The organism is Dyadobacter sp. HNCC25DJ184 (assembly GCF_056895215.1).
The window spans coordinates 83445-107550 of the sequence record NZ_JBXHAQ010000007.1 but is presented as its reverse complement, the minus strand read 5'-3'; the positions used below and the strand labels follow the sequence as shown (position 1 = coordinate 107550).

Sequence of the window (24106 nt, the reverse complement as noted above, 5' to 3'; positions counted from 1 at the left end):
TTTAACACTTCACCCGTTTTCCCAAATCACTCGTGGTCTGCGTTCAAGCCGCCTTGCTCCCTTCGTCCTTTCCTCCCTTCCAACTCAAAGTAGTCCTTTCGAACCTCATTAGGGTATAAAGAATATCATTACCAGATGAATTTTTTTGAACTGATGATTTTAAAATGTATCCGTTATTTCGATGTTTTCTGTCTTGCGATAGCCATTTTGTTGATATTCAATGGATTGGTATCTGGACAGATTAAGGACGGCAAATATCTTCCCACTGAAAAGCCGGATAGGATTATTCTGAATGTGACCGGAGATCCTTCCACTTCAATGGCTATAAACTGGCGGACAAGTGAAATTGTGAACGAGAGTTTCGCGGAAATAGCATTGGCAAGTGCTGACCCCCGGTTTGTAGATCAGGCTAAAAAAATAAAAGCAAAGTCAGAGAAATTGATTTTTGAGAATACGTCGGCGATTTATCATTCGGTCATATTTTCGGATCTAAAGCCTGATACCAAATATGCTTATCGGGTGGGACAGGGAGAGAATTGGAGCGAATGGATTCATTTTAACACGGCAAGCAAAACCCGGCAGAACTTTTCATTCATTTATTTTGGTGATGTTCAGACCAATATCAGTTCCTTGTGGTCGAGAGTGGCCCGTGACGCATATGCGCGCGCTCCGGATGCGGTGTTAATGATGTACGCGGGCGACCTTATAAATAGAGCCAATCGGGATGTTGAGTGGGGCGACTGGTTTCAGGCGGGTGGGTTTATTCATAGTATGATTCCGGGATTTCCATCGCCCGGTAATCATGATCATTATGATGGGCCAAACGGGAAAACGTTGACCTCCGTGTTCTGGCGCCCGCAGTTTAATTTACCCGAAAACGGTCCTGAGGGTTTGGAGGAGACTACCTATTATTCTGATATTCAGGATATGCGTTTCATTTCACTCAACTCTGACCTGGCAGAGGAATCTGACGAATTTCTGGAAAACCAGAAACTCTGGATGGAAAAGATATTGGCTAACAATCCTAATAAATGGACTTGCGTGACTTTTCACCATCCTATTTTTTCACCAAAATCAACCCGAGATAACAAACGGATGAGAGAAACTTTCAAGCCAATTTTTGACAAGTATAAGGTTGATTTGGTTTTGCAGGGACATGATCATTCATATGCGCGGGGAATGGAGAAAATTCCAATGAACAAGAAAGGGGAGCGTTCCGGAACGATGTATGTCGTCTCGGTCAGTGGGCCAAAAATGACGGATTCAGACTCCGATAAAAAAGACTGGATGGATCGAACCGCTATTTACACGCAATTATATCACGTCGTAAAAGTAAATGGAGATCATTTAAATTTCGAAACATATACCGCGACAGGTGAACTATATGATGAATTTGAGCTGATCAAACAGAAAGGGAAGATCAATAAGCTAGTTGATAAGGTACCTGCGGTGGCGGAGAGGAGAGGTCAATGAGTCAAAAATAGAACAATGAGTGAATGTGAGATTGAGTACCAGCTTCGCATACAAAATTGAAGAAACAAATCGGGCGGCGAACCGCAACTAACCGCTAAAAACCAATAGCTCCATATGAAAAACAGCTTATTTCTTTCATTGATAATATTGCTTCTGTGCTGTACTGCAGAAAAGAGAGAGGCGACGGAATTACCGTTTCCGTCTGAATTAGTTGATTTTGGAGCCCACGAAAAGAATCCAATTTTTAAAGGAACAGGCGATTCGACGGTTTGGGATGAGAAAATCCGGGAGAGAGGATTTATTCTGAAAGAGGCTGACAAGTGGTATATGTGGTATACCGGTTATACCAAAAATACTGGAAATGAGATTAAATACCTGGGCCTGGCTATCTCGAACGATGGTCTGAATTGGGAACGATATTCTAAAAATCCGATCCATACAACGCTCTGGATCGAGGATATGTTTGTAGAAAAAGCGGACAGTACCTACTATATGTTTGCAGAAAGCAAAGACGATATCGCTCATATGCTCACTTCGGAAGACAAAATCCACTGGTCGGATCGTGGCGCGTTAGACATCAGAAAGAAAGACGGAAATCCGATTGACAAAGGACCTTATGGTACACCAACGGTTTGGCGGGAAAAAGGCAAATGGTATTTGTTCTATGAAAGAAATGACGCTGCAATATGGGCTGCAACTTCAACGGATTTGAAAACCTGGACGAATATTCAGGACGAACCTGTGTTAAAATCCGGGCCGGAAACATACGATCAATTTGGTGTAGCATTCAATCAAATCATACAATATAAGGGGTTATATTATGCCTATTATCATGCAACCGCATTTAAAGACTGGCGCGAGTGGTCAACGAACGTCGCGGTATCCAGTGACCTGATCCATTGGCAGAAATATAAAAAGAATCCCATCGTCGGTAACAATACTTCCAGCGGTATTGTAGTCAACGATGGGGAGCGATTCCGGCTGTATACGATGCATCCGGAGATTAGGGTATATTTTTCGAAAGAAAAGTGAATGCTTTAAGCTTCCTCCGCGCGATAATACAAAGTCGAAGCATTTTCTGGTCTCAACACATTTTTGGCAGCTTGATGGATATGGTCTGTGGTCAAATTCTGAATAATGGCCGCGTCGTCGTTTGCCCATTCTGCATTTCCCGCATTGGCCGCAAATGCAAGATTCATTGCGCGATTCAGCAGTTCAACTTCCGAGAAAGCCAAAGTTGCCTCGGTCTGGTTTTTAACTTTTTCAATTTCCTCTTCGGTGGTACCGTTTTTGAAAACGTCGTCCAGAATCGCCTTTACGGCATCGTCCGCTTCTTCCAATTTTACACCGGGGTTCAGGTTACCTTTGATCACTAACAGTCCTGGATCCAACGAAGAAGTCACGCTTGCACTGATGCTGTTGAAAAATGGTTGCTCTTTCAAAAGCGCGTGATATAGTCGCGATGATTTACCCCTGCCGAGGATGTCGCCCAAAAGATCTGCGGGATAATATCCATCTTCATATCTTCCCGGCATGTGAAATACCTTGATTAATGAATTGAGCGGAACGGCAGCACTTGTTTCCAAATGCCTCGCAGCGGTCTGAACCGGTTCTTTTGGTAAATTTCTGATATATTTCTCGCCAGCCGGAATTCCTGCAAACCACTTGTCAGCCAGTTGTTTTATTTGTTCCGTTTTTACTGCCCCGGCCACGACCATCACGGCGTTATTCGGTCTGTAGAATTTAAAAAAGAAAGCCTGAACGTCATCCATCGTAGCACGTTCAATATGTCCGATATCCTTGCCGATGGTCGCCCATTTGTACGGATGTTTTTCGTAAACTAGTGGCCTCAATTTGAGCCAGATATCGCCATATGGCTGATTTAGATACCGTTGTTTAAATTCTTCTATCACCACTTTTCGTTGTACTTCCAACACATTTGGATCAAAAGATAAGCTGAACATACGATCAGATTCCAGCCAAAAAGCTGTTTCGATATTGTTAGCAGGAAGCGTGATATAGTAATTAGTGATATCAGGTGAAGTAAAAGCGTTATTTTCTCCCCCCACCTTTTGAACAGGAATGTCGTAATCAGGAATGTTTTTCGAGCCGCCAAACATCAGGTGTTCAAACAAGTGAGCGAATCCGGTCCGCTCTTCATCTTCGTCCCGGGAGCCAACATTATATAGTATATTGACGGCGGCCATAGGAGTTGAAAAGTCCTCATGTACAAAAACCTGAAGTCCGTTGTTTAACGTAAACTGCTCGTATCGAATCATATATAGAAGAAGTAAATTTTTTTAATCAAAATTTAATGATATTTTGTGTCTCCCGAAACCTCAAAGTAATATTTAGGGTTATTAACAAAGCTAACGTTCCGGTTTGGTTCAACCAAACCTCTTTATTTTTTGTAGAGCCTTTTATGCGAGTTAATAAATTAGTTTGTCTCTTCGTTTTTCTCTTTTGTTGTAACGATCCGGATGCAAAAGCGCAGCTCCTGAACGATCCCGCAGCCATCAAGACGATTCAGGGTGGTCTTGATAAAATTTACAACTATGAGTTTTCGGAGGCCGAAAAAATCATTGACCAGATCGAAGGGAAATATCCCGGCCATCCTGTTATCCACATCATGGATTCGTTCATTTTGTTCTGGAAATATATGCCGATCAAGGACAACCCGGCTAAGATAAAAGAGTATGTTAACAAACTGAACTTGTGTCTTGCTGCAGTGGACAAAAAGTTCGGAAAAGACAGCAAAGACCCCGAAGCGGTGTTTTATGTGATGGTGGCCCGCGGGTATCTCGCTATGATGTACAATTTCAAAGGAGAAATGCTCAATGCGGCGGGAGAAGGCAAAAAGGCATATAATGCTTTTTTGGAAGGGATGAAATTGATGGATAAAAATCCGGAATTTTACTTCACCTCGGGAATGTACAACTACTATGTTGAAATATACCCCCGGTTGCATCCTATGGTGAAACCACTAATGATTTTTTTCAAGAATGGCGATAAATCGGTTGGTTTAAAACAGATAGAAACCGGAACCAAGCTGGGCACTATTACAAAAGCCGAGTCGCTTTTTTACCTTTCGCATTTGTATTTGAAATACGAAGACAAACCGGAAAAGGCCGTTGTCTATATGGATAAGCTGGTGGACGAATATCCTCGCAACCCGGTGCATTTGATGAAGTATATCGAGTCGCTGGTTTTGGCCGGAAAGTATGCAGAAGCAGAGAAGAAGTTGCCTTTTTTGCAAAGAATTCAGGCTGGCTTTTTTCCCGCTGCCGCTCAGACTTTCAATGCGATGATCGTTGAAAAAAATCAAAAGGATGATGCGAATGCAGAAAAACTGTACCTGGCAGCACTAAAACTGCCTCATGATGACCAATATACAGACGAATATATACCTATGGCATATGCCGGTTTGGCCAGAATTGCCTCCAGAAAAGGAAACAAATCCCAAGCCAAAGAATATTACAAAAAATGCCTGGACAAGGCGGAATACAATGCTCTGATCAGAGAGGCCAAGGGGTTCAAAGGGTAAGGGCAGAGGGGTTTGGGGAGAGGGTCGAGGGGTAAAAGGTTTACAGGTCAAAGTATCGCCAGTCTGCCGATACTTTGAAATGTTTGAAATCTGTTCTAGCCTTCAAAAACCAAATTGTTAACGGAATGATCAATCGTCGATGGTCTTACAGAGGAGTAAAGGTTAAGGTTGCGAACCGTTGACCCTTAGCTATTTAACCCCTCAATCCTTACCATTTTTTATTTTGGAAAAAGACTCTTATCTAACCCTGGAATAATTCTCAGCGCGTTTTTATAGTACAGCTTTTTCAGGACATCGTCGGAAAGGCCCATTCCGTACATTCGCCAGAAAGCGTGGTATTTCTTATGATATGGAAAATATTCGTCTTCCGTTTCCAAAACTCTGAAATAGGTGGCGTATTCGGACGGCACCCAGCTGTCTTTCCCGAATAATACCCGATCCTGATATTTGTCGAAGAACTTTTTGGCTGCTCTTGGCTGGCGACCCAGCTCGGCGATTACAGCACCGATTTCCACATACATATTAGGGAAGACAGTCATCAAGCTATCCAGTTTTTTCAGATTGTTAGGATACCAACCCATATGAGCGTTGATAAAAGTCGTCTTCGGGTTGTTTCTGAAAATGGCATGTTGCTCGGCAATTAGTGAGTCAAATGGGACCGGGTCATTTGCTCCGCGGCGACGTCCGGGATGGGTTTTCAGTTCGAGCCACCGTTCGTTATATCTGTCCATCGGATCCCAGAAAGATGGCACATCGGCCGTATGAATCAATACCGGAATACCTAGATCTCCACATTTTTGCCAAACCGGCTGCAACCGCGGGTCGTTTACCGCAACACGGTTTCCCTTGTCATCTTTAATTCCACTGAAACCAAGGCTCTTGTATATCTTCAAACCCTTTGCCCCCATTTTAACATCGTCTTCCAGCTGTTTCACGGCCTTTTGGGTCCAGTCTTTTTCACCAAAACCTTTAAATTGTAAATTGGTGAAAATGGCAATCCGGTTTGTTTTTGTTCTGCTGACATTCTCCAGCGAACCCTTCAAGTTAGCTGTTCCTTCGTCCCAGTTTTCATACCAACCTCTTCCGCTTAAATTCACCATGATGCCCATATTAAGGCTATCCATTTGCGTGATGAGAAGTTTAAGATCCTGAGACTGCATCTGATATTGGTGATTATGCACGTCAATAAATGGAAACTTGGCCCTTCGAAGCTTATGTTCCTCCACTTTCAAAGTACTAATAGGATCGTATTCCTCAAAACCAAGTGGCTCTTCAGATGGCTTGACTTGCTGAGCGAAACAGAAATTCAATGTGAATAATAAGGTGAATAGGAGCAGGTATCTCATTTAGCTTTTAGGGGTTAGATAGCTTTTAGCGGTTAGCTATTAGGTGTTAGGGAAAAAGATAACTTCGGGAAATAAATTTAAAACGTGAAAAAAAATATTTTTAAGGTACTAATAATGAGTATATTATCTATCTATTTTTTGTTCTCCTAAAAGCTAAAAGCTAAAAGCTAAAAGCTAAAAGCTAAAAGCTAAAAGCTAAAAGCTACCGTGCGACGGACCGAAGCTAAATGCTAAACCCTGTAAATCAAGGCCACACACTGCGCTGCTATTCCTTCTTCCCGGCCAACAAAGCCTAAATGTTCGGATGTGGTTGCTTTGATCGAGATATCTTCTTCGCTTACTTTCATCACTTCGGAAAGACAGCTTTTCATGGCTGGTATATGTGGATTCAGTTTTGGGTTTTGCAAAATGACCGTAACATCCACGTTGCCGACTTCGAATCCTTTTTCCCGAATCATTTCCAATACTTTTGAAAGCAATAATTTGCTGTCAACTCCTTTCCACTGAGGATCTTTGTCGGAAAAATGATATCCAATATTTCTCATATTTGCTGCCCCTAATAGCGCATCACAAAGGACATGACAAACCACGTCGGCATCTGAGTGCCCTTTCGCTCCGTGGCTGTGCGGAATCAAAATACCGCCAAGCCAGAAAGGCCTCCCTTCTATAAGTTGATGAACGTCATAACCTTGCCCTATTCGATACGGAAACATAACTCAGAATAAAAATTGGATCAGATCGCAAGTTGGGAATTGAAATCGGAAAAGACAATCAATATTTTTAACCGATAGACTCCTGAAAAGGACAGGAATAATCCCCTTGCCTTATTTTTAGGTGCCTGACGGCGGAACCTGAAAGGATATGAAAACCGTTGTTTCGTGAGTAACCAATTCGATATTTTTAATTACTATGAAGAAATTGATACTCTCTGCATTTTGCGCATTGGCCGTTTTCTCTTCCACATCTTTCGGCCAAACTTTTACACTTAAAAGCACTTCAATTGGAGGTCAGGCTACTAACAAAGAAGTTTTTAATGGTTTTGGATGCACCGGAGAAAATGTATCTCCTCAACTTTCGTGGTATGGCGCTCCCGAAGGGACTAAAAGTTTCGCCGTAACTGTTTATGATGAAGATGCTCCAACTGGTAGCGGATTCTGGCATTGGCTCATTTTTGATATTCCTGCTGCTACCACAGAATTGAAAGCCGGTGCCGGCGATGTTTCAAAAGCTCTTGCTCCCGCCGGTGCGATTCAAAGTCTTACCGATTTTGGAGCAAATGGTTATGGAGGGCCATGTCCTCCGGTTGGCCACGGTTTTCACAAATATACCATCACCGTTCACGCGCTGGACACGGATAAGTTAGGTCCGGACAAAAACACGAATCCAGCATTGGTAGGATTTAATCTGAACGGACACACTTTGGGGAAGGCTTCTCTGGTTATGTACTACAAAAGATAGTCCGATGCTCAAATTTAACTTGATTTTAACAGCCAATCGACTGGAAAGCAGATTTTAGAATTTATATTGAGCCCCCATTCCAAATGGTATTTTGAAACGCTTTTTTCTCACACCTTTTAAATAAAATCGATAATATTTATGAAGACTAATATTGGAATATCGGATGAGAATACGCAGGAAGTAGCTTTTCATTTGAATAAACTGCTGGCTAATGAATTTGTTTTATATACTAAAACCAGAAATTATCACTGGAATATCGGGGGAATGAATTTTTTCGAGCTTCACAAATTGTTTGAAGGTCAATATGAGCAATTGCAAGTCATTTTAGATGATATAGCTGAGCGAATCCGGGCTATTGGGCACTATTCTGAGGCGCGTCTGGAAGATATCTTGAAATTGACTGATCTCCTCGAGCCGGCATATACTACGGATGAAAAAGTTCAGCTGAAAAACTTACTGGATGATCACGAAACGATCATCCGTATATTAAGAAATTTGGTGACAGAATTTGCTGATAAATATAAAGATCTTGGGTCAAGCGACTATGTAACAGGCTTGCTTCGGGAGCATGAAAAAATGGCCTGGATGCTTCGTGCATTTTTGAAATAGAGGAAGAAAGAAGAATATGAAAAGGATGTGAGAATATTATCTTCTCATATCCTTTTTTTGATATTAAGCATGGATAACCAAGGTCTGTGTCTCTATTGATTGCTGAACAATGCCTTGCCGAGGCCAGTTGCCAAACGCTAAAACCAATATTGCCAAAGGAAATTATAATTAAATTCGCCGAATTTTTTCTTGACGGATACATGAATCGCAAACTAAAAAAGATACTTAGAAAAATGACGCTGACCCTGTTATCTATCGTCGCTGTGCTGGCAGTGGCGGTTTTTTTGTTTCTTAAGTTAGACACCTTTGGAGAAGAACCCTCAGGTGCCCGCCTCGAAAGAATAAAGAAATCACCAAATTATAAAGATGGCAGCTTTCAAAATCTGACTAATACGCCCGTCAGCGGCGAAGGATCGTCTTTTTTCAAAATGATGGCAATGTTCTTTTTTGGTAAAGATGCAAATGCGGAACCCTCTTCCCCGCTCCCGTCTGTCATCACGAACTTGAAAAATCAACCTTCGGAAAAACCGACTTTTACCTATTTCGGACATTCATCTTATCTGATTCAGGCATCAGGCAGAAATATATTAATGGATCCTGTCTTCTCGGAACGTACTTCTCCCGTGCAATTTGCCGGAACCAAAGCGTTTCCCGGCACCAACGTATATCATTTGAAAGATATGCCTCATATAGATTTTGTATTTCTTTCACACGATCACTACGATCATATGGATTACGAAACGCTGAAATCGCTTGCCGGAACTTCGACCCGTTTTATCGTGCCCCTAGGAGTAGGTGCACATTTGGAGCGTTGGGGTATTTCACCGGATCATATTACCGAGCTGGACTGGTGGGAAGGAGTGGAATTTGCAAGAGGTTTGAAACTGACCGCAACACCGGCCCGCCATTTCTCGGGACGCAATTTCACAAGGGGAAAAGCCCTATGGGCTTCATATGTATTAGAAATGCCTGATTATAAGGTATATCTCGGGGGCGACTCAGGATATGAAAAGCATTTTGCAGAAATAGGGGCGAAGTTTGGTCCGTTCGATTTGGTGATTTTGGAATGTGGGCAATACAATGAAATGTGGCCTTATATCCATATGATGCCGGAACAGACCGTTCAGGCGGCAATCGATCTGGGAGGGAAAGTACTTTGGCCGGTTCACTGGGGTAAGTTTGCACTGGCTCTTCATGCCTGGAACGAACCGCCGCTCAGGGTTTCAAGAAAGGCGCAGGAAATGCGGGTGAAACTCACAACTCCGAGAATAGGAGAACAGGTAATTTTAGGACAGAGCTTTCCAAACCAAAACTGGTGGGAGCTGCAATTGGAGTAGAAGAGGCTATAAGCCGACCATTCTTAATGGTCGGTTACGTTCACAGTAGGTGTGAGATGCTCCAGCTGTTTTTCCAGACTCGACGATTTGAAATAATAGTACAGTCCCAGAATCAGAAATATTTTGGAAAGAGCGAATACTATTATAAATGCGGGTCGCCAGTATTTATGTACTTTAATATAGGTGTCATTTACCTCTATATCAAGATATTGAGGTCCTCTCGTGCCAGTTTCTTCTCCGTTCCGGTTTTTTCTGGCTTTCTGAATCTCAGAACGAGAGGTTCTTCGCAGAATCTGCTTTCTTATCACCGGCGGCGGAGGAACCGCCACTGTTTGAAAATGTTTTTCAATGGTATTTCCCAAATGGGAGAGATATTCACTCAGTTCAGCATCATTTTCCGCCAATTCAATAACCTTTTTCTGGTCTTCCGGTGTGTTGAGACCAAGGTATTGCGCTTCTAAAATTCCACTCGAAATTATTTCATTAAGTTCCACTGCTCTATATGTTAAGCGCTACGCTGAGTTTTAAAAAAGTTATGTAAAGCTTTCAATACCTCCAATTTAGAAATAGAAAGTTTGTCAGCAACCTCGTCCGGCGAATAACCATTACAGAATGCAAGCTCAAAAACCTGCTGAGGGGTAACCTCCACGACACCCGCTGAGGTAGAGTCTGGTGAAGACAGTGTCATCAACCTTCGTTTGGCATCCACCGCCTTCGCTCTTGCAAGCTTTATGACGCATGCCGCGTAAGAGAAAGGATAGCTATTACAAGTTAATAGCAATGGCGACGAAAAAACATCGGCAAGGATTTCCTGAGCGAGCTGTGGCTGGGGGATAATCTGCAAGATTATTCCGTATGCAATTGCGCCAAACTTGTCATAAATCTCAACTGCAGAAAGCTTTCCAGTGGATACTGATGTGACACTGTTGTCAAATTTTGACAATTGATCCTTTTCAGTCATAAGTGAAGTTATAGTGAAGTTTTTCTATTTCGTTTACGAAGAGGATATTGATGAATATTTGATGCTAATAAAGTATAAATATAAATCAATCGCTAGTGATAAAAAATCTTAACTCAGTCCATTCGGTAAATTTTTAGAAATAATTCTATGACAATGTCGTTTGGGCATATGGCTTCTAAATCTTTTAAAAATAGGAGCTACTTCTCTAAATTTACGGTATGGATAAAGAGATCGCAGTAATTTTTGACATGGATGGTGTGATTTGCCATACCAATCCTTACCACTCAGTCGCTTTCAGGGAGTTTTTTGCTTCAAGAAACCTTTCACCAACGGACGACGATTTTGCACGGTATATGTTCGGTAAAAGTAACAGTTATATTCTGAGTCATTTCCTGGAACGACCTATCTCCGGAGCAGAACTACTTGAACTGGAAGACGAAAAGGAAAGTCTTTTCCGGAAAATATACGAGCCTTATGTTGACCCGATCGCGGGTTTCGTTCCCTTCCTTCTCGATTTGAAAAATAACTCTGTGAAACTAGGCGTCGGAACTTCTGCGCCAAGAGCTAATATGGATCTGATACTTGGAAAAGTAGGAATTGCATCTCATTTCGGTTCTCTTTTGGCCAGCGAAAATGTGACCAAACATAAGCCTGATCCGGAAGTATATCTTAAGTCTGCTTCTATTTTGGGTATAAGTCCCAACCAATGTGTTGTTTTTGAAGACTCATTTTCGGGGATATCGGCTGCAAAAAATGCGGGTATGCGTGTTGTGGGTGTTTTGAGTTCACATACCATCGAGGAGCTGCCTGTATGCGATTTCTACATTCCTGATTATCAGGAAATGACTTTCGATAAGGTTCAGGCGCTTTTTAAATAATCCGGGTGCGGGATAAGGTTATGTCACCACGTTGCGGTTCTGTTTACTATATCCACTGATACTGCTATAATCATATCAGTTGTCGGGACTTGCTATAACTACGAATTGGATATTATTATAGCAAACCATAAGCCGCGCACAGGGCAAACCCTGAAAGCGTAGCAAATCATTTTATATAAACTACAACACCTCCTGGTCTTTCACATTCACATCAAAGGCACCTGTTTGTACAACACCATTGCGTTTGATTTGAAGGAAAATCCGATACTTACCTGCTCTAGGGAAAGCATATGGAAATGTGAGCCGGTTTCCATGTTCCATTGACATGGTTCCGTCAGGCTTGGCATCGTACATACCCATTTCGGTCATCAGCTGCTGCTCGCGATCTAGCACATGCAGAGCGTTGAGTTTTGCGAGGTAATTGTCGACGCTGTCGCGGAAAGCGATCGTATTCTCGATCCGGTAAATATTGGACGTGTCAGCCAGTCGTTTTTTGAAAGTCTGGGCCGCGGCCATCGGCGAGGTACCATTAGGATGTAAATGAATATAAACCGAACCATCCGATTTGAGCAAAGCAACATGGCCAAGCATTCCAAGGTATGGCTCTGGCAAACAGACACTTCCATCGGGATTGAATATTTCGAAAGCGAGCTGATATGGCTGGCCTGCAATCATGGGTTTGTCAGATTTCCCTTCCCAAATTGCGTAAGATTTGTCTTTGAATACTGTTTTGGTTCCTGGCTTGCCGCATATCACCACATTGTCTGTCGGGAATCCCCTTATACCGGCGTTGATGGGTTCGGTGGTGATATAGTTGTCGTCTTCTGCTGTTTCAATCAGAGGGCTTGATTTCTGAAACTCAGGTATAGTCAATGTATCTGTAATCGTTTCAGGAAAACCAGAATATCTCAGGATATCGGAATATACCACATACTTTCCGGCCGGAAGTTGGGGAAGTTTCGCTTCGAAAGTTGTACTGTCCTTTCTTTCCGGGTGAATATGGGCAAAGGCATCCAATTCAGGAATACGTATTAAAAAGGAATGCATCAGTTTCCCGTCGTCTGGAATTAGCGTACTCAGCATGCTCCCGCGACGGTTTTCATTCCATTGAACTGTATCGATTTTAATCTGAAATTTTCGGTCTGTACCTTCTGACAATATTGCTGTTGTTCCCGTTAAAGGTTTGTATAAATGTTGCCGGTAATTGGCTGCCCAGCTATCCCACCAGCTGCTTCCTCCATATAAAATAAGAATGCATATCGCACTGGCTACACCCATATTGACCCAGCGTTTCTTTTTAGCTTTTGGAGAAAGCTGTTCTCCCTGTTTCAAAAGTCCGTCGCTGACACTTGCGCCAATGGTTGTGATAATCAATATAAAAAGCAGAAGGCCGACAATACCCAACCCGATTCCTAATTGTGGTGGCATTGATTTCTGAGCAGTCGAAACTGCCGCCACCGGAACGATCATCATTCCTTTTCCGAGTGATCCGTCTATTTCAATTTGAATACTGGAAGACCCTGGTGTCATCAGCCAGACAATTCCGTTGAATTGCTCTGACGATCCTTCCACTTTTTGAAGCGCTTCGGGATCGGGAGCGCCTTTATCTCCGTTTCTGAAATAAATAGGACGTGCTGAAACCCGGGTAGCCTTTCCATTTTCTATAAAAACAGTGACATTAGCGGTGCCTGGTATAACATCAGGCGGTTGTGCTGAAACCATAATGGTATAAGGCCCAGCCTGTCCCTGCATCTGCACGCCCGCGCTTCCCACGTGCGCCTCCGCAAGCTGTGAAAGTAATATTAATAGGATAGCTGTCAGGAAACTTCTCATCTCTGAATTTTTTTCATCCAGTTGCCCCATTTCAGACCCAGACGTGTTGACAATATGCATAATACCCAGGCGATCAGAAGGCCCTTTATGAGCTCGGGAGTGGATTCCAGCATCCATGGAGCGAATTTATATCTGAATTCCCAATCTGGATCGTTGCCAAAATACCATGATGTACTTCCAAAAAACCAGTTACGGGCATATGGCGATTCCATTAGAAATGCTCCCATATTCCATTGAACGAAAAAGAATATAAGCAGGTAGGCTGTCGCTAAAAGAAGCGATAATTTCCAGTCATTCAGATGTTTATATCGAAAGCGCAGGTAGTCCACTGCTATTGCAGGAATGACAATCAGAAGCGGGAAAATGAAACCTTGATAATGATCAATATGGTTATAAATCGGACCCAATTTAGGCTCTGCCGGAAACAAAGGAATTACCCAAAGAGTTACCAGCATAATGATTGTATAAACCGAAGTAACTGCTGTGATCGTCCATTTCTGATCAAATGCCCGGCCCATACATAGTAACAGGAAAGGGAAAGCGGTTCCTCCGTATATATAGAACTCGGATCCGTGAGACTGCATGCGGCCGAGTTGTTCGGAAAGCAAGGTGAACCACATTGTCAACAGTATACCCGATGCAATGGCAAAAAGGATAAAAAGCAGGGAACTAAGGCGTTTTCTGTTATCAGGAGCTGCCTCGGATATCAATCTGTTTTTAAAAGCAACAACACAAATCATGGCACCAAACTGAACGCTGATAATACCCAATGCCAGAACGGTATGCGGGGGCGACAGGATTGTTACGTCAAGTCCATATGTGTTATGCCACCAATCGTCGAAAGGCGCGGACGTGAGCATCATAAATGCACCCCATATGCAAAACAAAGCACCGAGAGAACTGTAAAAAATGCCCCAGATTTTGACGCTGGCCTCCTTTTCAGCAATACTACCCCAAAATGACTTTCGTAATACTTCATATCCTGAAAATACGCCTGCAATTACGGCTCCCGCATAAATGAGCAGGTGAGGTGCCGAAAACAGTCCATCACGACCGATACTGATATGCCAGCAAATATCCCAGATAAGTCCCAAAATGATGGACAAGGACGACAGAATGGTGGCATAAACGTAGATTGGAACTTTGAGTTCCCTGGCTCCCGCGTTAAGCATCGATTGATATTTTGATGGGAACTGAATTGAGTTTCATATACAACGTTGAGTAGGAACTTTTGGGCTTGAAATCGTCATACCTATAAGCAGGATACAGGTCAATATTCATGTAAAAATATGGGGAAAATTTAAAAAGGGCGCATGGCCTTCACGAATCTGCTTTTGAAATAGGTGGAAAACAGGTTATCCTCTCGTACGCCTTTTGAGGTTGACGCGTGAATGAATATGATTTCCTGATCATTTCGAACGTCCGTCACGATTCCGGCGTGCGACACATATCCTTCTTTTCCGGCTTCAGGTACAAAAAACACCCAGTCGCCTGGTTGAATGTCCTTGATGCCGTTTACTTCACTTCCAAACTCTGATTGCTGCCATGAAATGCGCGGCACTTTAACACCAATTTCTGAATACACGGAGCATATAAGCCCCGAGCAATCAATTCCATTTCGGTCATTACCGCCTGATCTGTAAGGAGTTCCGGTATAATCTCTGGCGCGGTCAATTACTCTGCCAACTTCTTCACGGTAAGGTACTGTTGGCTTGGTATACAGGGTTTTTGGTTTGGATGCAGGCGGGCGGCTCGACGTCGTTTTGGAAGCCGATCTGGTGCCTGGTTTGGAAGAGGCATATTTGTTTCCAGAAGGCTTTCGGTTCGGAGAGTTATATCTTGAAGACGATGATGGCTTCTTTTTTAGCGTGTCGCAGGAGAATATAACTGCTGAAAGTGTGAGAGTTAGCAATAATTTTGAAAGGAGTTGTTTATACATCTGGCGGCGAAACGGTTAAGTCTTGAACTTTGCACAACAGGCATATGCCAAACCTTATTCATGCGAAAACTGATATTACTTATCACTGCAAATAACGACACATCTCCGAAAAAATGTTGAATGGGGAAGGGAAAGAGCTATAAAAATAATTCCTGCCACCGGAAATAATTAAAAATCAGCACAAAAGTTATGTAGCTCCCCTCGATGTAAGTAGCTTTGTTGACTAATTTCAAACCAGTTTTGGTATTTATTTATCTTGATTTCGCTGTCCAATGAAAATTATTTGTGTAGGCCGTAATTACACCGAACACATAGAAGAGCTTAATAATGAGCGTCCTGATGCCCCCGTTATATTTTTAAAGCCCGATACCGCGCTTCTGAAGCCCGGTGAGGACTTCTTTTATCCCGATTTTTCCAAAGATATCCACCACGAAGTGGAGCTTGTAGTAAAGATCAACAAAGTTGGGAAGAATATTCAGGAGCAGTTTGCCCACAAATATTATAGCGAAATCGCGCTCGGAATTGACTTTACCGCCCGTGATCTTCAATCGACGTTGAAATCAAAAGGTCTTCCGTGGGAGCTTGCAAAAGCCTTCAACGGTTCTGCACCGGTTTCGGATTTTGTGAATATCAGCGATTACGAGGATATTCAAAATCTGAATTTCAGTTTGACTATCAATGGCGAAACCCGCCAGTCAGGCAATAGTTCAATGATGCTATATCGCGTGAATTACCTGATTTCATTCGTGTCTCAGTTCTTCACCTTGAAAACAGGTGATTTGATTTTTACGGGAACACCAAAAGGTGTTGGGCCTGTGCAGATTGGCGATAAACTGACTGGCTTTCTGGAAGGTAAAGAGCTGCTTAATTTGACTGTTAAATAGATTGGTCCGTGGAGGACATTAAAGTGATATTCCGCTTGCATGTATATTGATTTTTGGTTGAAGGTTCGTCTGGCTGTACTTGTTTTCTCTATTTCTTTGGGCTCGTTAATGGCTCAAAAACAGTCTTATCCGAAAGGGTATTACCAATTTCCGATCCGTCCGGGGCTGTCAAACTCGCTGGCCGGAGGTTTGGGCGATTTACGTAGCAATCACTTTCATGCCGGATTGGATATTCGTACCCAACAGGTGGAAGGATTGCCGGTGTATGCTGCTGCAGACGGATATGTGTTGAAGGTGGCTGTGCAGCGAGGTGGATATGGAAATGTGATCTTCCTTCGTCATCCCAATGGCCAAACCACCGTATATGGTCATTTGCAGAAATTCACGGGGGCTTTGGGCGAGTATGTCAGAGCAGAGCAATATAAATCGCAACAATCTGAACTTGATCTTTTCCCTGAACCGGAAAAATTCAGTTATAAAAAAGGCCAGCTTATCGCACTTTCGGGTAATACGGGCGGATCGGCAGGGCCACATTTACACTTCGAAATCAGGGATTCGAAAGACAATTATGTTAACCCATTGTTTTTTGGTTTTAGTGAAATAAAGGACGTTACTCCTCCAAAATTTGTGAGCATCGCGGTAAGGCCGATGGATCTGAACGCCAGAGTGAATGGCTTTTTTGCACGCAGACAATATGAGCCGGTTCGGCTGAAAGATGGCACCTGGAGATTGCCGGACACATTAACCGCGACCGGAATGATCGGGATCGATCTGAAAGCTTTTGATCAAATGACTGGCACGGGTTTCAGATATGGTCTCCAATGTATTGAGATCAGAATGGATGGCCAGGAAGTTTTCTCATATAACATGGAAATTTTCCCGATCGCCGCCACCCGCGACTATAATAACCTGATCGACTATGAAAAGGAACAGGAAACAGGGCAACGCTTTTTGAGATGTTATGTGCCAGATGGCAACAAATTTGATCTCTACCGAACCAATGCATATCAGGGTAAATTATTTATCAATGATACATTAACTCATCGGGTAAAAATCAGAATATCAGATTCTTATGAGAATTATAGTGAACTTATTTTTGATATTAAGGGGGAAGCAAACATCGCAAACAACTTCGCTTCCGATAAAAAGCAGAATCCCGGAATCGTGCGCGCTGATATTCTTGAAAACATATATAAGGTAAAGGCTGCGGGTTTTTACGACCCGGATCCTACCGCCACTTTTTATGCATCTGGTAAAGAAATTAAAGTAAAGACATTGGGATATCAGGGTGGAGAGGCCGTTTTTGTGTCTGATTTAAGGAGTTTTATACCAGATTCTGTGCGGATCGGAACTGTAACGACAAAGACTTATTTGCGAAAACTGCTGGTTCCGGAAATCCCACAAAGTTTCGTCGCAGACAAATGGTCAATCGAAACGGATAGCTCCAGTTTATTTGATACGCTGTATGTGACGGGTAAAACAAGTTTTACCTCGCTGACCGTCAATGACCCAGCAGTGGCTTTAAAAGACTATGTTAATTTGACTTTTACACCCGATAAGTTGCCTCTTGTTAAGGAAAGATCGCACATGTACAGATATGCAAACGGGGAGTATATTTTTACCGGCGGAGCATGGGATAATAATCAAATACGGTTCAGGGCAAGGGAGCTTGGAACATTCTACATGCAAACGGATACTGTTGGGCCGAAAGTTCGGCTGACGGAAAACAGCCCGACACGGATCACTGGTTTTATAAGTGACTACATGTCAGGGATTGACAAATTCAGTGCCCGCGTAAACGGTCAGTGGGTATTGTTAAATTATGATTATAAAAGAGGGTATATTTGGTCAGAAAAGCTGGACAATAGTATACCTTTTGAGGGGGAGTTGGTCGTAGAAGTGGTAGATCGGGCGGGAAATAATACTATCTTGCGCACCGATATTGTAGAAAAGAAGGTTACCCCCAAAAAACGAAGGAAAAAATAATATGACGCTGCAAGCTGGTGATAAGGCACCCGAATTTATTGCGAAAGACCAGGATGGAAAAGAGATACGCCTGTCAGAATTTAAAGGGAAAAAGGTAGTTCTCTATTTTTATCCGAAAGACAATACGCCGACTTGCACCACACAAGCCTGCAATTTGAGAGACAACTATCACAGTTTGCTTGCCAAAGGATATATGGTGCTGGGAGTGAGTGTGGATAATGAAAAATCGCACGCCAGATTTATTAAAAAACACAACCTGCCTTTTTCACTGGTTGCAGATCCTGATCATAAAATAGTGGAGGCATATGGTGTATGGGGCGAAAAGAAATTGTTCGGAAGAGAATATATGGGTGTTTTGCGTACCACTTTTATTATCAACGAAAAAGGCGTCATTGAGGAAATAATTCAAAAGGTGAACTCGGGACATCACACGGATCAAATTCTTCATAAAACTGAGTAATAATCAGTCATAGTAACATTATAGTAAGTACGAATTTTACACTTCGCAAGCCGGGTATATAGAATTGCTTGCGTGACCAACCAATAATAATAACAAATGGAAATTGAACAATTAGAAAAGGTAGCATCGCAAGTACGCAGGGATATCGTTCGCATGGTGCATGGTTGCCAATCGGGACACCCGGGCGGTTCTTTAGGCTGTACAGATTTATTGGTAGCGCTTTATTTCGAGCAAATGAAGCTGAATGAAGAAAATGGCAAAGTCGTTTTCGATATGGACGGAACGGGAGAAGATATGTTCTTTCTTTCAAACGGACACATTTCACCGGTTTGGTACAGCGTTTTGGCACGTAAAGGATATTTCCCGGTGTCGGAACTGGCTACTTTCAGAAAGCTGAATTCAAGATTGCAAGGTCACCCGACTACCCATGAGCATTTGGAAGGAATTCGTATTGCTTCTGGTTCTTTGGGGCAAGGAATGTCTGTAGCGATCGGAGCGGCGCTTGCTAAAAAATTGAACAAGGATAACAAAACCGTTTTCGTTCTGATGGGCGATGGCGAGCAGCAGGAAGGACAGGTTTGGGAAGCAGCAACGTTTGCTCCTCACCACGAAGTTGACAACCTGATTGCATTCATAGATTTAAACGGCCAGCAAATCGACGGACCTACTTTGAAGGTTATGAACAACCGCGATCTTGGCAAAAAGTACGAAGCATTTGGCTGGGAAGTCATTTCTATCGAAGAAGGAAATGATATGGCTTCAATTGTGAAGGGACTATATGAAGCGAAAAGCAGATTAGGTCACGGTCGTCCGATCATGGTATTGCTTCACACTGGAATGGGCTTCGGCGTCGATTTCATGATGGGCAGTCACAAATGGCACGGTGTTGCGCCAAACGACGAACAATTGGCAGCTGCGTTGGGCCAGTTGGAGGAGACTTTGGGAGACTATTAAGCTAGTAGCTTTTAGGGGTTAGCTTTTAGAACTTGCCTCAGATAACAATGAGATTCTGTAGAAGTTGAATTAGGCATTATATTGAAAATTAAAAGTCTTCATATCAAGAATTTCAAGTCTCTCGTCGATCTCGAAATCGTCGAACCAAATCCCTTTACAGTTTTCGTAGGGGCAAATGGTGTAGGGAAATCGAATATTTTTGAGGCTTTGGAGTTTGGTATGGCTAGAGTTTCGGTTCCGGGACAGTTTCATCGTGTTTTCGGTAGTAAGGAGGATCTCTTATCAAATAAGCATGTAAGTGAGAAAATAGAGATAAACTTGGATATCGAGTCTCATTATCCGTATTCGACAGTTTATGATTTTAGCGGGAACGGGTCGGTTTCAAAGGGTTGGGGTGTAGAGGAGATTATGGACAAATCTTTACTCGAAGGTGATGTGTTTTTCGTGACAAAATTTTCAAGAATATTCATTGGAAACAGGAAAAATCTGAAATTGAATTTTAAGGATGATTTGAGCCTTTCATTAGACTGCTCCAATTTAGAAAATGTCTTGAATCGGGTTCTTGAAGACGACGAAAAAAGCGAAGAGATAACCGAATATCTGCAATTGCTAATTCCGGGTTTTGAAAAGGTGGAAATTCAATCAAGTGAATTAAGTGGTACTGATACATTGCTTGTTTATGAGAAAGGAATCAAACGACCTTTCAGAAAAGATCTAATTTCCGATGGTACGTTTAATATTCTTTGCTTACTAACAGCAGTTTATCAATCAGATGAACCCCAATTCTTATGCATTGAAGAGCCAGAGAATGGACTCAATCCATTTGTAATCAAAGAATTGGTTAATCTTTTTAGAGCAGCTTGTGAAGAAAAGGGTCATTACATTTGGCTTAACACTCATTCTCAATCATTAGTTGAAACCCTGACACCAGATGAGATCATTCTGGTGGATAAAGTCAATGGAGAAACAAAAATTAAGCAAATTCAGGGAATGAACCTGCATGGTTTAGCCACGGACGATGCTTGGTTTTCGGGTGCCTTGGGAGGTGGGATGCCGTGGTGAAAATTGGATTTATTGTTGAAGGATACACAGAACGAATAATTTTAAAATCTGAAAACTTCCAACAATACTTCAAAGACAATAATTTAGAGTTCGTTCATGAGGTCATAGTTGCCGGCAGTAAAGACAATCTTTCAAAAGATAAGATAGAAAGTAATGTCCAGATTCTCAGAGATAAGAGTGCAGACATAATTTTAGTTTTACGAGATTTAGATGATTGTGATGATATCTCAACCGCGAAAGATAAGATTATCACAGCTGACGATATTGCAAAGGTTGTGGCTGTTCGGTGTATTGAGGCATGGTTTCTTGCAGATTCAAAAACTCTGAATACAATTTTCAATTCAAATGATTTTCAATTTGAACATCCTGAGCAAGAAGATGCTCCTTTTGAAAAATTAAGAGAATTGCGTCAGCAGTATCTAGGCAGGGGGATTGGTGATAAAAAAGTTTTTGCTAGGATAATGGTAAGTAACGGTTTTTCCATCCTTAACGCAGCCAATCATCCAAACTGCCCGAGTGCGACTTATTTTTTGAAGAAATTACAACAAATAGCAGCAGTTAATTAAGAATTAGAAAATATCATATAATGAAAAAATACACTTTCACAGAGAAAAAAGATACCCGTTCTGGCTTTGGTGCAGGAATGCATATTCTGGGACAACAAAATGAAGGCGTGGTGGCGCTATGTGCTGACCTTGTCGGTTCACTAAAACTGGAACCCTTTATCAAAGAAAACCCTGAGCGTTTCGTTCAGTGTGGTATTTCGGAGGCAAATATGATCGGTATTTCGGCTGGTCTTACTTTGGGGGGCAAAATTCCTTTCGCTACTACTTTCGCAAACTTTGCAACTGGGCGTGTATATGACCAGATCCGTCAGAGTGTAGCATATTCAGGTAAAAATGTAAAAATCTGTGCATCTCACGCAGGTTTGACTTTGGGAGAAGATGGTGCAACGCACCAGATCCTCGAAGATATCGGTATGATGAAAATGTTGCCTGGAATGACCGTGATCAACCCGTGTGATTACAACCAAACAAAGGCCGCTACCATCGCAATCGCTGATTACGAAGGACCGGTGTACCTACGTTTCGGACGTCCTGTCATTCCGGTTTTCACTGATCCTGATCAGAAATTTGAAATCGGAAAAGCATGGATGGTGAACGAAGGTACTGATGTGACGATTGTTGCAACTGGGCATATGGTATGGGAAGCAATTCAGGCGGGCGAGAAATTGGAAGCGGAGGGTATCAATGCTGAAATTATCAATATCCACACCATCAAGCCTTTGGATGAAGAAGCAATTCTTAAATCTATTGAAAAAACAGGCTGTGTTGTAACCGCTGAAGAGCATAACCGTATCGGTGGCCTTGGCGATAGCGTTGCACAGGTGTTGGTTAAAAAGCTTTTGGCTCCTCAGGAATATGTGGCTGTGGATGACAGCTTTGGTGAGAGTGGAACGCCAGCCCAATTAATGGAGAAATATGGCTTAACGGCTGACTCTATCGTGGCTGCCGCTAAACGTGCAATCGCAAGAAAATAATATCTGACGGGAGTTATCCCGAACGGATTCAGAAAATTCTAAGTCATATAACAGGCTTCCAGGAGCACTGTTGTATGACTTAAATTTTTATTTGACCTATTGTAATAAAACCGCTAATATTGATGTTGATTAAACTCTCAGGATTGTTTTTTTGAGATCAATTAGCAGATTTAGTACCTGAGGCGATGCCGGCGGGTAATCAATGATTAAATGTCGGACGAAGAGTTATTAAGCCTTTTTGCAAATCCTGAAACGCGCCGGAATGCGTTTAATCAGCTGGTGCGTAAATATCAGCAGAAAATCTATTGGCTCGTCCGGAAGATGGTCGTTGATCATGACGATGCAAACGATATCACGCAGGATGTCTTTATAAAAGCCTGGAACGCATTGGACAGTTTCCGGGGAGATTCCAAACTATACACATGGCTGTATCGCGTGGCGAGCAACGAGGCCATCAATTTTCTTAACAAAAAGAGAAAGCGGTTTTTTATCCCTATCCACGATGTGGAAGGTGAGCTGAGCGATAAACTGGAATCAGATCCGGAGCTTTCGGGTGATATTATTCAGCTGAAACTTCAGAAGGCTTTGCTGAAATTGCCGGAAAAGCAGCGGCTTGTATTCAACCTGAAATATTACGAAGATCTGCCATACGAGGAGATTTCGGAGATCACCGGAACGTCAGTTGGTGCACTGAAAGCATCTTATCACTGGGCTACCAAGAAAATAGAAGATTTTTTAAACGATACCGATTAAACTTTTCGTATCAGCGAATGTCAAACATTTTGTAAAAAGGGAAAGTCACAAAAAATATGGACAAGAATCGGATACGGCTCGAAGATTTGAAAAAGGAAACGCCTTTTTCTGTGCCGGACGGATATTTCGAAAAACTGCCGCAGGTTATTCAGTCAAGGATTACTTCCGGGTCTGAACTGCATAGTCAAAAACAACGGATATGGTCGTGGCAATGGGGGAGTTTGGCAGCTTCGGCGATGGTCTTGATTTTGGTACTTGTATGGATTACCGTTCCTGAGCGTCAGGGGACATTGGGTAAGGAGCCATTGGCGGAGGTAAGTGATGCTTCGATTATGGAATATCTTGAAGATCAGAATATTAGCTATTATGATTTGAGTGAACAAAAGGTGGTGCAAAAAGCATTCGAGACCGATTCGACAGTGATGTTTTATCTGGATGGAATGGATGACGAGTTTTTGCAACAACAAATTATGGAATCCACGCCTGGAGGTTTGGATAAAATATGACCTAACGAAAATGAGATTATTACAAATGAAAAAGTTAACGAACGTTCTTTATGGCCTGATTCTGATGCTGACAGTGACTGTAAGCGTTCAGGCACAGGGCAGATCGGACGAAGAAATTAAGCGGATTCAGGATGCAAAAGTGGCGATCATTACCAACCGACTGAATCTGACAACGGAACAGTCCAAGGACTTTTGGCCGGTATATAATGAGTATTCCCAAAAACGAAGAGAAATACATCGTGCGCAGCGCAGGATTATCAACGAAAAAAAAGCAGAAGGTCAGACGGATGAACAAGTTTTAGGGAACTTGAAGGAAGTGCAGGAATTGAAACAAAAAGACCTGGATCTCGAGAAGGAATATCAAACCAAATTTCTCAAAGTTATTTCGGCAAATCAGGTTGTGGAGTTGTATAAGGCTGAAAAGACATTCAACGATATGCTCATTCAGCGGTTGAAACAAAGAAGAGAACACAATCCAAATTAGTAAATCGGCTTATTACATATTTCTTACCCGTTGCAGAGTTATTTGCGACGGGTTTTTTATTTCCAGCACGGCTGTTCAATGTGGATATCGGTTGATGGA

At 42.4% G+C, this 24106-nt stretch carries 25 protein-coding genes; 17 read left to right on the top strand and 8 right to left on the bottom strand.

Features of this window, described 5'->3' with window-relative positions; genetic code table 11:
• The first annotated feature begins 135 nt into the window (after positions 1–135).
• Positions 136–1473 (top strand): purple acid phosphatase family protein, encoded by a 1338-nt coding sequence (locus AC1XUD_RS12550; RefSeq protein ID WP_483361352.1) that lies wholly within the window; start codon positions 136–138, stop codon positions 1471–1473.
• 114 nt (positions 1474–1587) lie between these two features.
• Complete coding sequence (locus AC1XUD_RS12545; RefSeq protein ID WP_483361351.1) at positions 1588–2505, top strand: glycoside hydrolase family protein; 918 nt, start codon at positions 1588–1590, stop codon at positions 2503–2505.
• A 5-nt stretch (positions 2506–2510) separates the two neighbouring features.
• On the opposite strand, the gene AC1XUD_RS12540 is transcribed toward AC1XUD_RS12545, so the two are convergent.
• On the bottom strand, positions 2511–3752 hold the full coding sequence (locus AC1XUD_RS12540) for a M16 family metallopeptidase (RefSeq protein ID WP_483361350.1): 1242 nt from the start codon (positions 3750–3752) through the stop codon (positions 2511–2513).
• Between the two features lie 143 nt (positions 3753–3895).
• Between AC1XUD_RS12540 and AC1XUD_RS12535 the strand changes: the two genes are divergently transcribed.
• Positions 3896–5017, top strand: a complete 1122-nt coding sequence (locus tag AC1XUD_RS12535) for a tetratricopeptide repeat protein (protein WP_483361349.1) — start codon at positions 3896–3898, stop codon at positions 5015–5017.
• A 218-nt stretch (positions 5018–5235) separates the two neighbouring features.
• Here AC1XUD_RS12535 and AC1XUD_RS12530 read toward each other — a convergent pair whose 3' ends face one another.
• Both AC1XUD_RS12530 and ispF read right to left on the bottom strand, forming a co-directional pair.
• A complete protein-coding gene (locus tag AC1XUD_RS12530) occupies positions 5236–6363 on the bottom strand; it encodes an amidohydrolase family protein (protein WP_483361348.1) in 1128 nt (375 codons plus the stop codon).
• Between the two features lie 230 nt (positions 6364–6593).
• Positions 6594–7076: a 2-C-methyl-D-erythritol 2,4-cyclodiphosphate synthase gene (gene ispF / locus AC1XUD_RS12525; protein WP_483361347.1), complete on the bottom strand. Its 483-nt coding sequence runs from the start codon at positions 7074–7076 to the stop codon at positions 6594–6596.
• Positions 7077–7272: 196 nt separating this feature from the next.
• Here ispF and AC1XUD_RS12520 point away from each other — a divergent pair, with 196 nt between their 5' ends.
• The 3 genes from AC1XUD_RS12520 to AC1XUD_RS12510 all read left to right on the top strand — a co-directional run bounded on the left by AC1XUD_RS12520 (position 7273) and on the right by AC1XUD_RS12510 (position 9767).
• Entirely contained in the window at positions 7273–7821 is a 549-nt protein-coding gene (locus AC1XUD_RS12520; protein WP_483361346.1) for a YbhB/YbcL family Raf kinase inhibitor-like protein, read from the top strand.
• A gap of 138 nt (positions 7822–7959) precedes the next feature.
• Positions 7960–8430, top strand: a complete 471-nt coding sequence (locus AC1XUD_RS12515; RefSeq protein ID WP_483361345.1) for a Dps family protein — start codon at positions 7960–7962, stop codon at positions 8428–8430.
• Positions 8431–8630: 200 nt separating this feature from the next.
• A complete protein-coding gene (locus tag AC1XUD_RS12510) occupies positions 8631–9767 on the top strand; it encodes an MBL fold metallo-hydrolase (RefSeq protein ID WP_483361344.1) in 1137 nt (378 codons plus the stop codon).
• Between the two features lie 23 nt (positions 9768–9790).
• Here the strand turns inward: AC1XUD_RS12510 and AC1XUD_RS12505 are convergent, their stop codons facing one another.
• Positions 9791–10261: a hypothetical protein gene (locus AC1XUD_RS12505; RefSeq protein WP_483361343.1), complete on the bottom strand. Its 471-nt coding sequence runs from the start codon at positions 10259–10261 to the stop codon at positions 9791–9793.
• An 11-nt stretch (positions 10262–10272) separates the two neighbouring features.
• A complete protein-coding gene (locus AC1XUD_RS12500; protein ID WP_483361342.1) occupies positions 10273–10728 on the bottom strand; it encodes a hypothetical protein in 456 nt (151 codons plus the stop codon).
• Positions 10729–10946: 218 nt separating this feature from the next.
• Here AC1XUD_RS12500 and AC1XUD_RS12495 point away from each other — a divergent pair, with 218 nt between their 5' ends.
• Positions 10947–11606, top strand: coding sequence for an HAD family hydrolase (locus AC1XUD_RS12495; protein WP_483361341.1), 660 nt, complete (start codon positions 10947–10949; stop codon positions 11604–11606).
• 180 nt (positions 11607–11786) lie between these two features.
• On the opposite strand, the gene AC1XUD_RS12490 is transcribed toward AC1XUD_RS12495, so the two are convergent.
• From AC1XUD_RS12490 to AC1XUD_RS12480, 3 genes are all read right to left on the bottom strand, one after another.
• Complete coding sequence (locus AC1XUD_RS12490; RefSeq protein WP_483361525.1) at positions 11787–13439, bottom strand: hypothetical protein; 1653 nt, start codon at positions 13437–13439, stop codon at positions 11787–11789.
• Positions 13436–14611, bottom strand: coding sequence for a hypothetical protein (locus AC1XUD_RS12485; protein WP_483361340.1), 1176 nt, complete (start codon positions 14609–14611; stop codon positions 13436–13438). Before AC1XUD_RS12485 ends, AC1XUD_RS12490 begins: the two co-directional genes overlap by 4 nt.
• A gap of 128 nt (positions 14612–14739) precedes the next feature.
• On the bottom strand, positions 14740–15378 hold the full coding sequence (locus AC1XUD_RS12480) for a C40 family peptidase (protein WP_483361339.1): 639 nt from the start codon (positions 15376–15378) through the stop codon (positions 14740–14742).
• A gap of 272 nt (positions 15379–15650) precedes the next feature.
• Here AC1XUD_RS12480 and AC1XUD_RS12475 point away from each other — a divergent pair, with 272 nt between their 5' ends.
• From AC1XUD_RS12475 to AC1XUD_RS12430, 10 genes are all read left to right on the top strand, one after another.
• On the top strand, positions 15651–16262 hold the full coding sequence (locus AC1XUD_RS12475; protein ID WP_483361338.1) for a fumarylacetoacetate hydrolase family protein: 612 nt from the start codon (positions 15651–15653) through the stop codon (positions 16260–16262).
• A gap of 39 nt (positions 16263–16301) precedes the next feature.
• On the top strand, positions 16302–18248 hold the full coding sequence (locus AC1XUD_RS12470; protein ID WP_483361337.1) for a M23 family metallopeptidase: 1947 nt from the start codon (positions 16302–16304) through the stop codon (positions 18246–18248).
• A 1-nt stretch (position 18249) separates the two neighbouring features.
• On the top strand, positions 18250–18708 hold the full coding sequence (gene bcp / locus AC1XUD_RS12465) for a thioredoxin-dependent thiol peroxidase (RefSeq protein WP_483361336.1): 459 nt from the start codon (positions 18250–18252) through the stop codon (positions 18706–18708).
• 96 nt (positions 18709–18804) lie between these two features.
• A complete protein-coding gene (locus tag AC1XUD_RS12460) occupies positions 18805–19662 on the top strand; it encodes a transketolase (RefSeq protein WP_483361335.1) in 858 nt (285 codons plus the stop codon).
• An 81-nt stretch (positions 19663–19743) separates the two neighbouring features.
• Complete coding sequence (locus AC1XUD_RS12455) at positions 19744–20724, top strand: AAA family ATPase (protein ID WP_483361334.1); 981 nt, start codon at positions 19744–19746, stop codon at positions 20722–20724.
• Complete coding sequence (locus tag AC1XUD_RS12450; protein WP_483361333.1) at positions 20718–21290, top strand: hypothetical protein; 573 nt, start codon at positions 20718–20720, stop codon at positions 21288–21290. The genes AC1XUD_RS12455 and AC1XUD_RS12450 overlap by 7 nt, the downstream gene beginning before the upstream one ends.
• A 20-nt stretch (positions 21291–21310) precedes the next feature.
• Complete coding sequence (locus AC1XUD_RS12445) at positions 21311–22264, top strand: transketolase family protein (protein WP_483361332.1); 954 nt, start codon at positions 21311–21313, stop codon at positions 22262–22264.
• Between the two features lie 210 nt (positions 22265–22474).
• Entirely contained in the window at positions 22475–23017 is a 543-nt protein-coding gene (locus AC1XUD_RS12440; protein ID WP_483361331.1) for an RNA polymerase sigma factor, read from the top strand.
• Positions 23018–23073: 56 nt separating this feature from the next.
• Positions 23074–23523, top strand: a complete 450-nt coding sequence (locus AC1XUD_RS12435; RefSeq protein ID WP_483361330.1) for a hypothetical protein — start codon at positions 23074–23076, stop codon at positions 23521–23523.
• A gap of 25 nt (positions 23524–23548) precedes the next feature.
• A complete protein-coding gene (locus AC1XUD_RS12430) occupies positions 23549–24007 on the top strand; it encodes a hypothetical protein (protein WP_483361329.1) in 459 nt (152 codons plus the stop codon).
• The last annotated feature ends 99 nt before the right edge of the window (positions 24008–24106 follow it).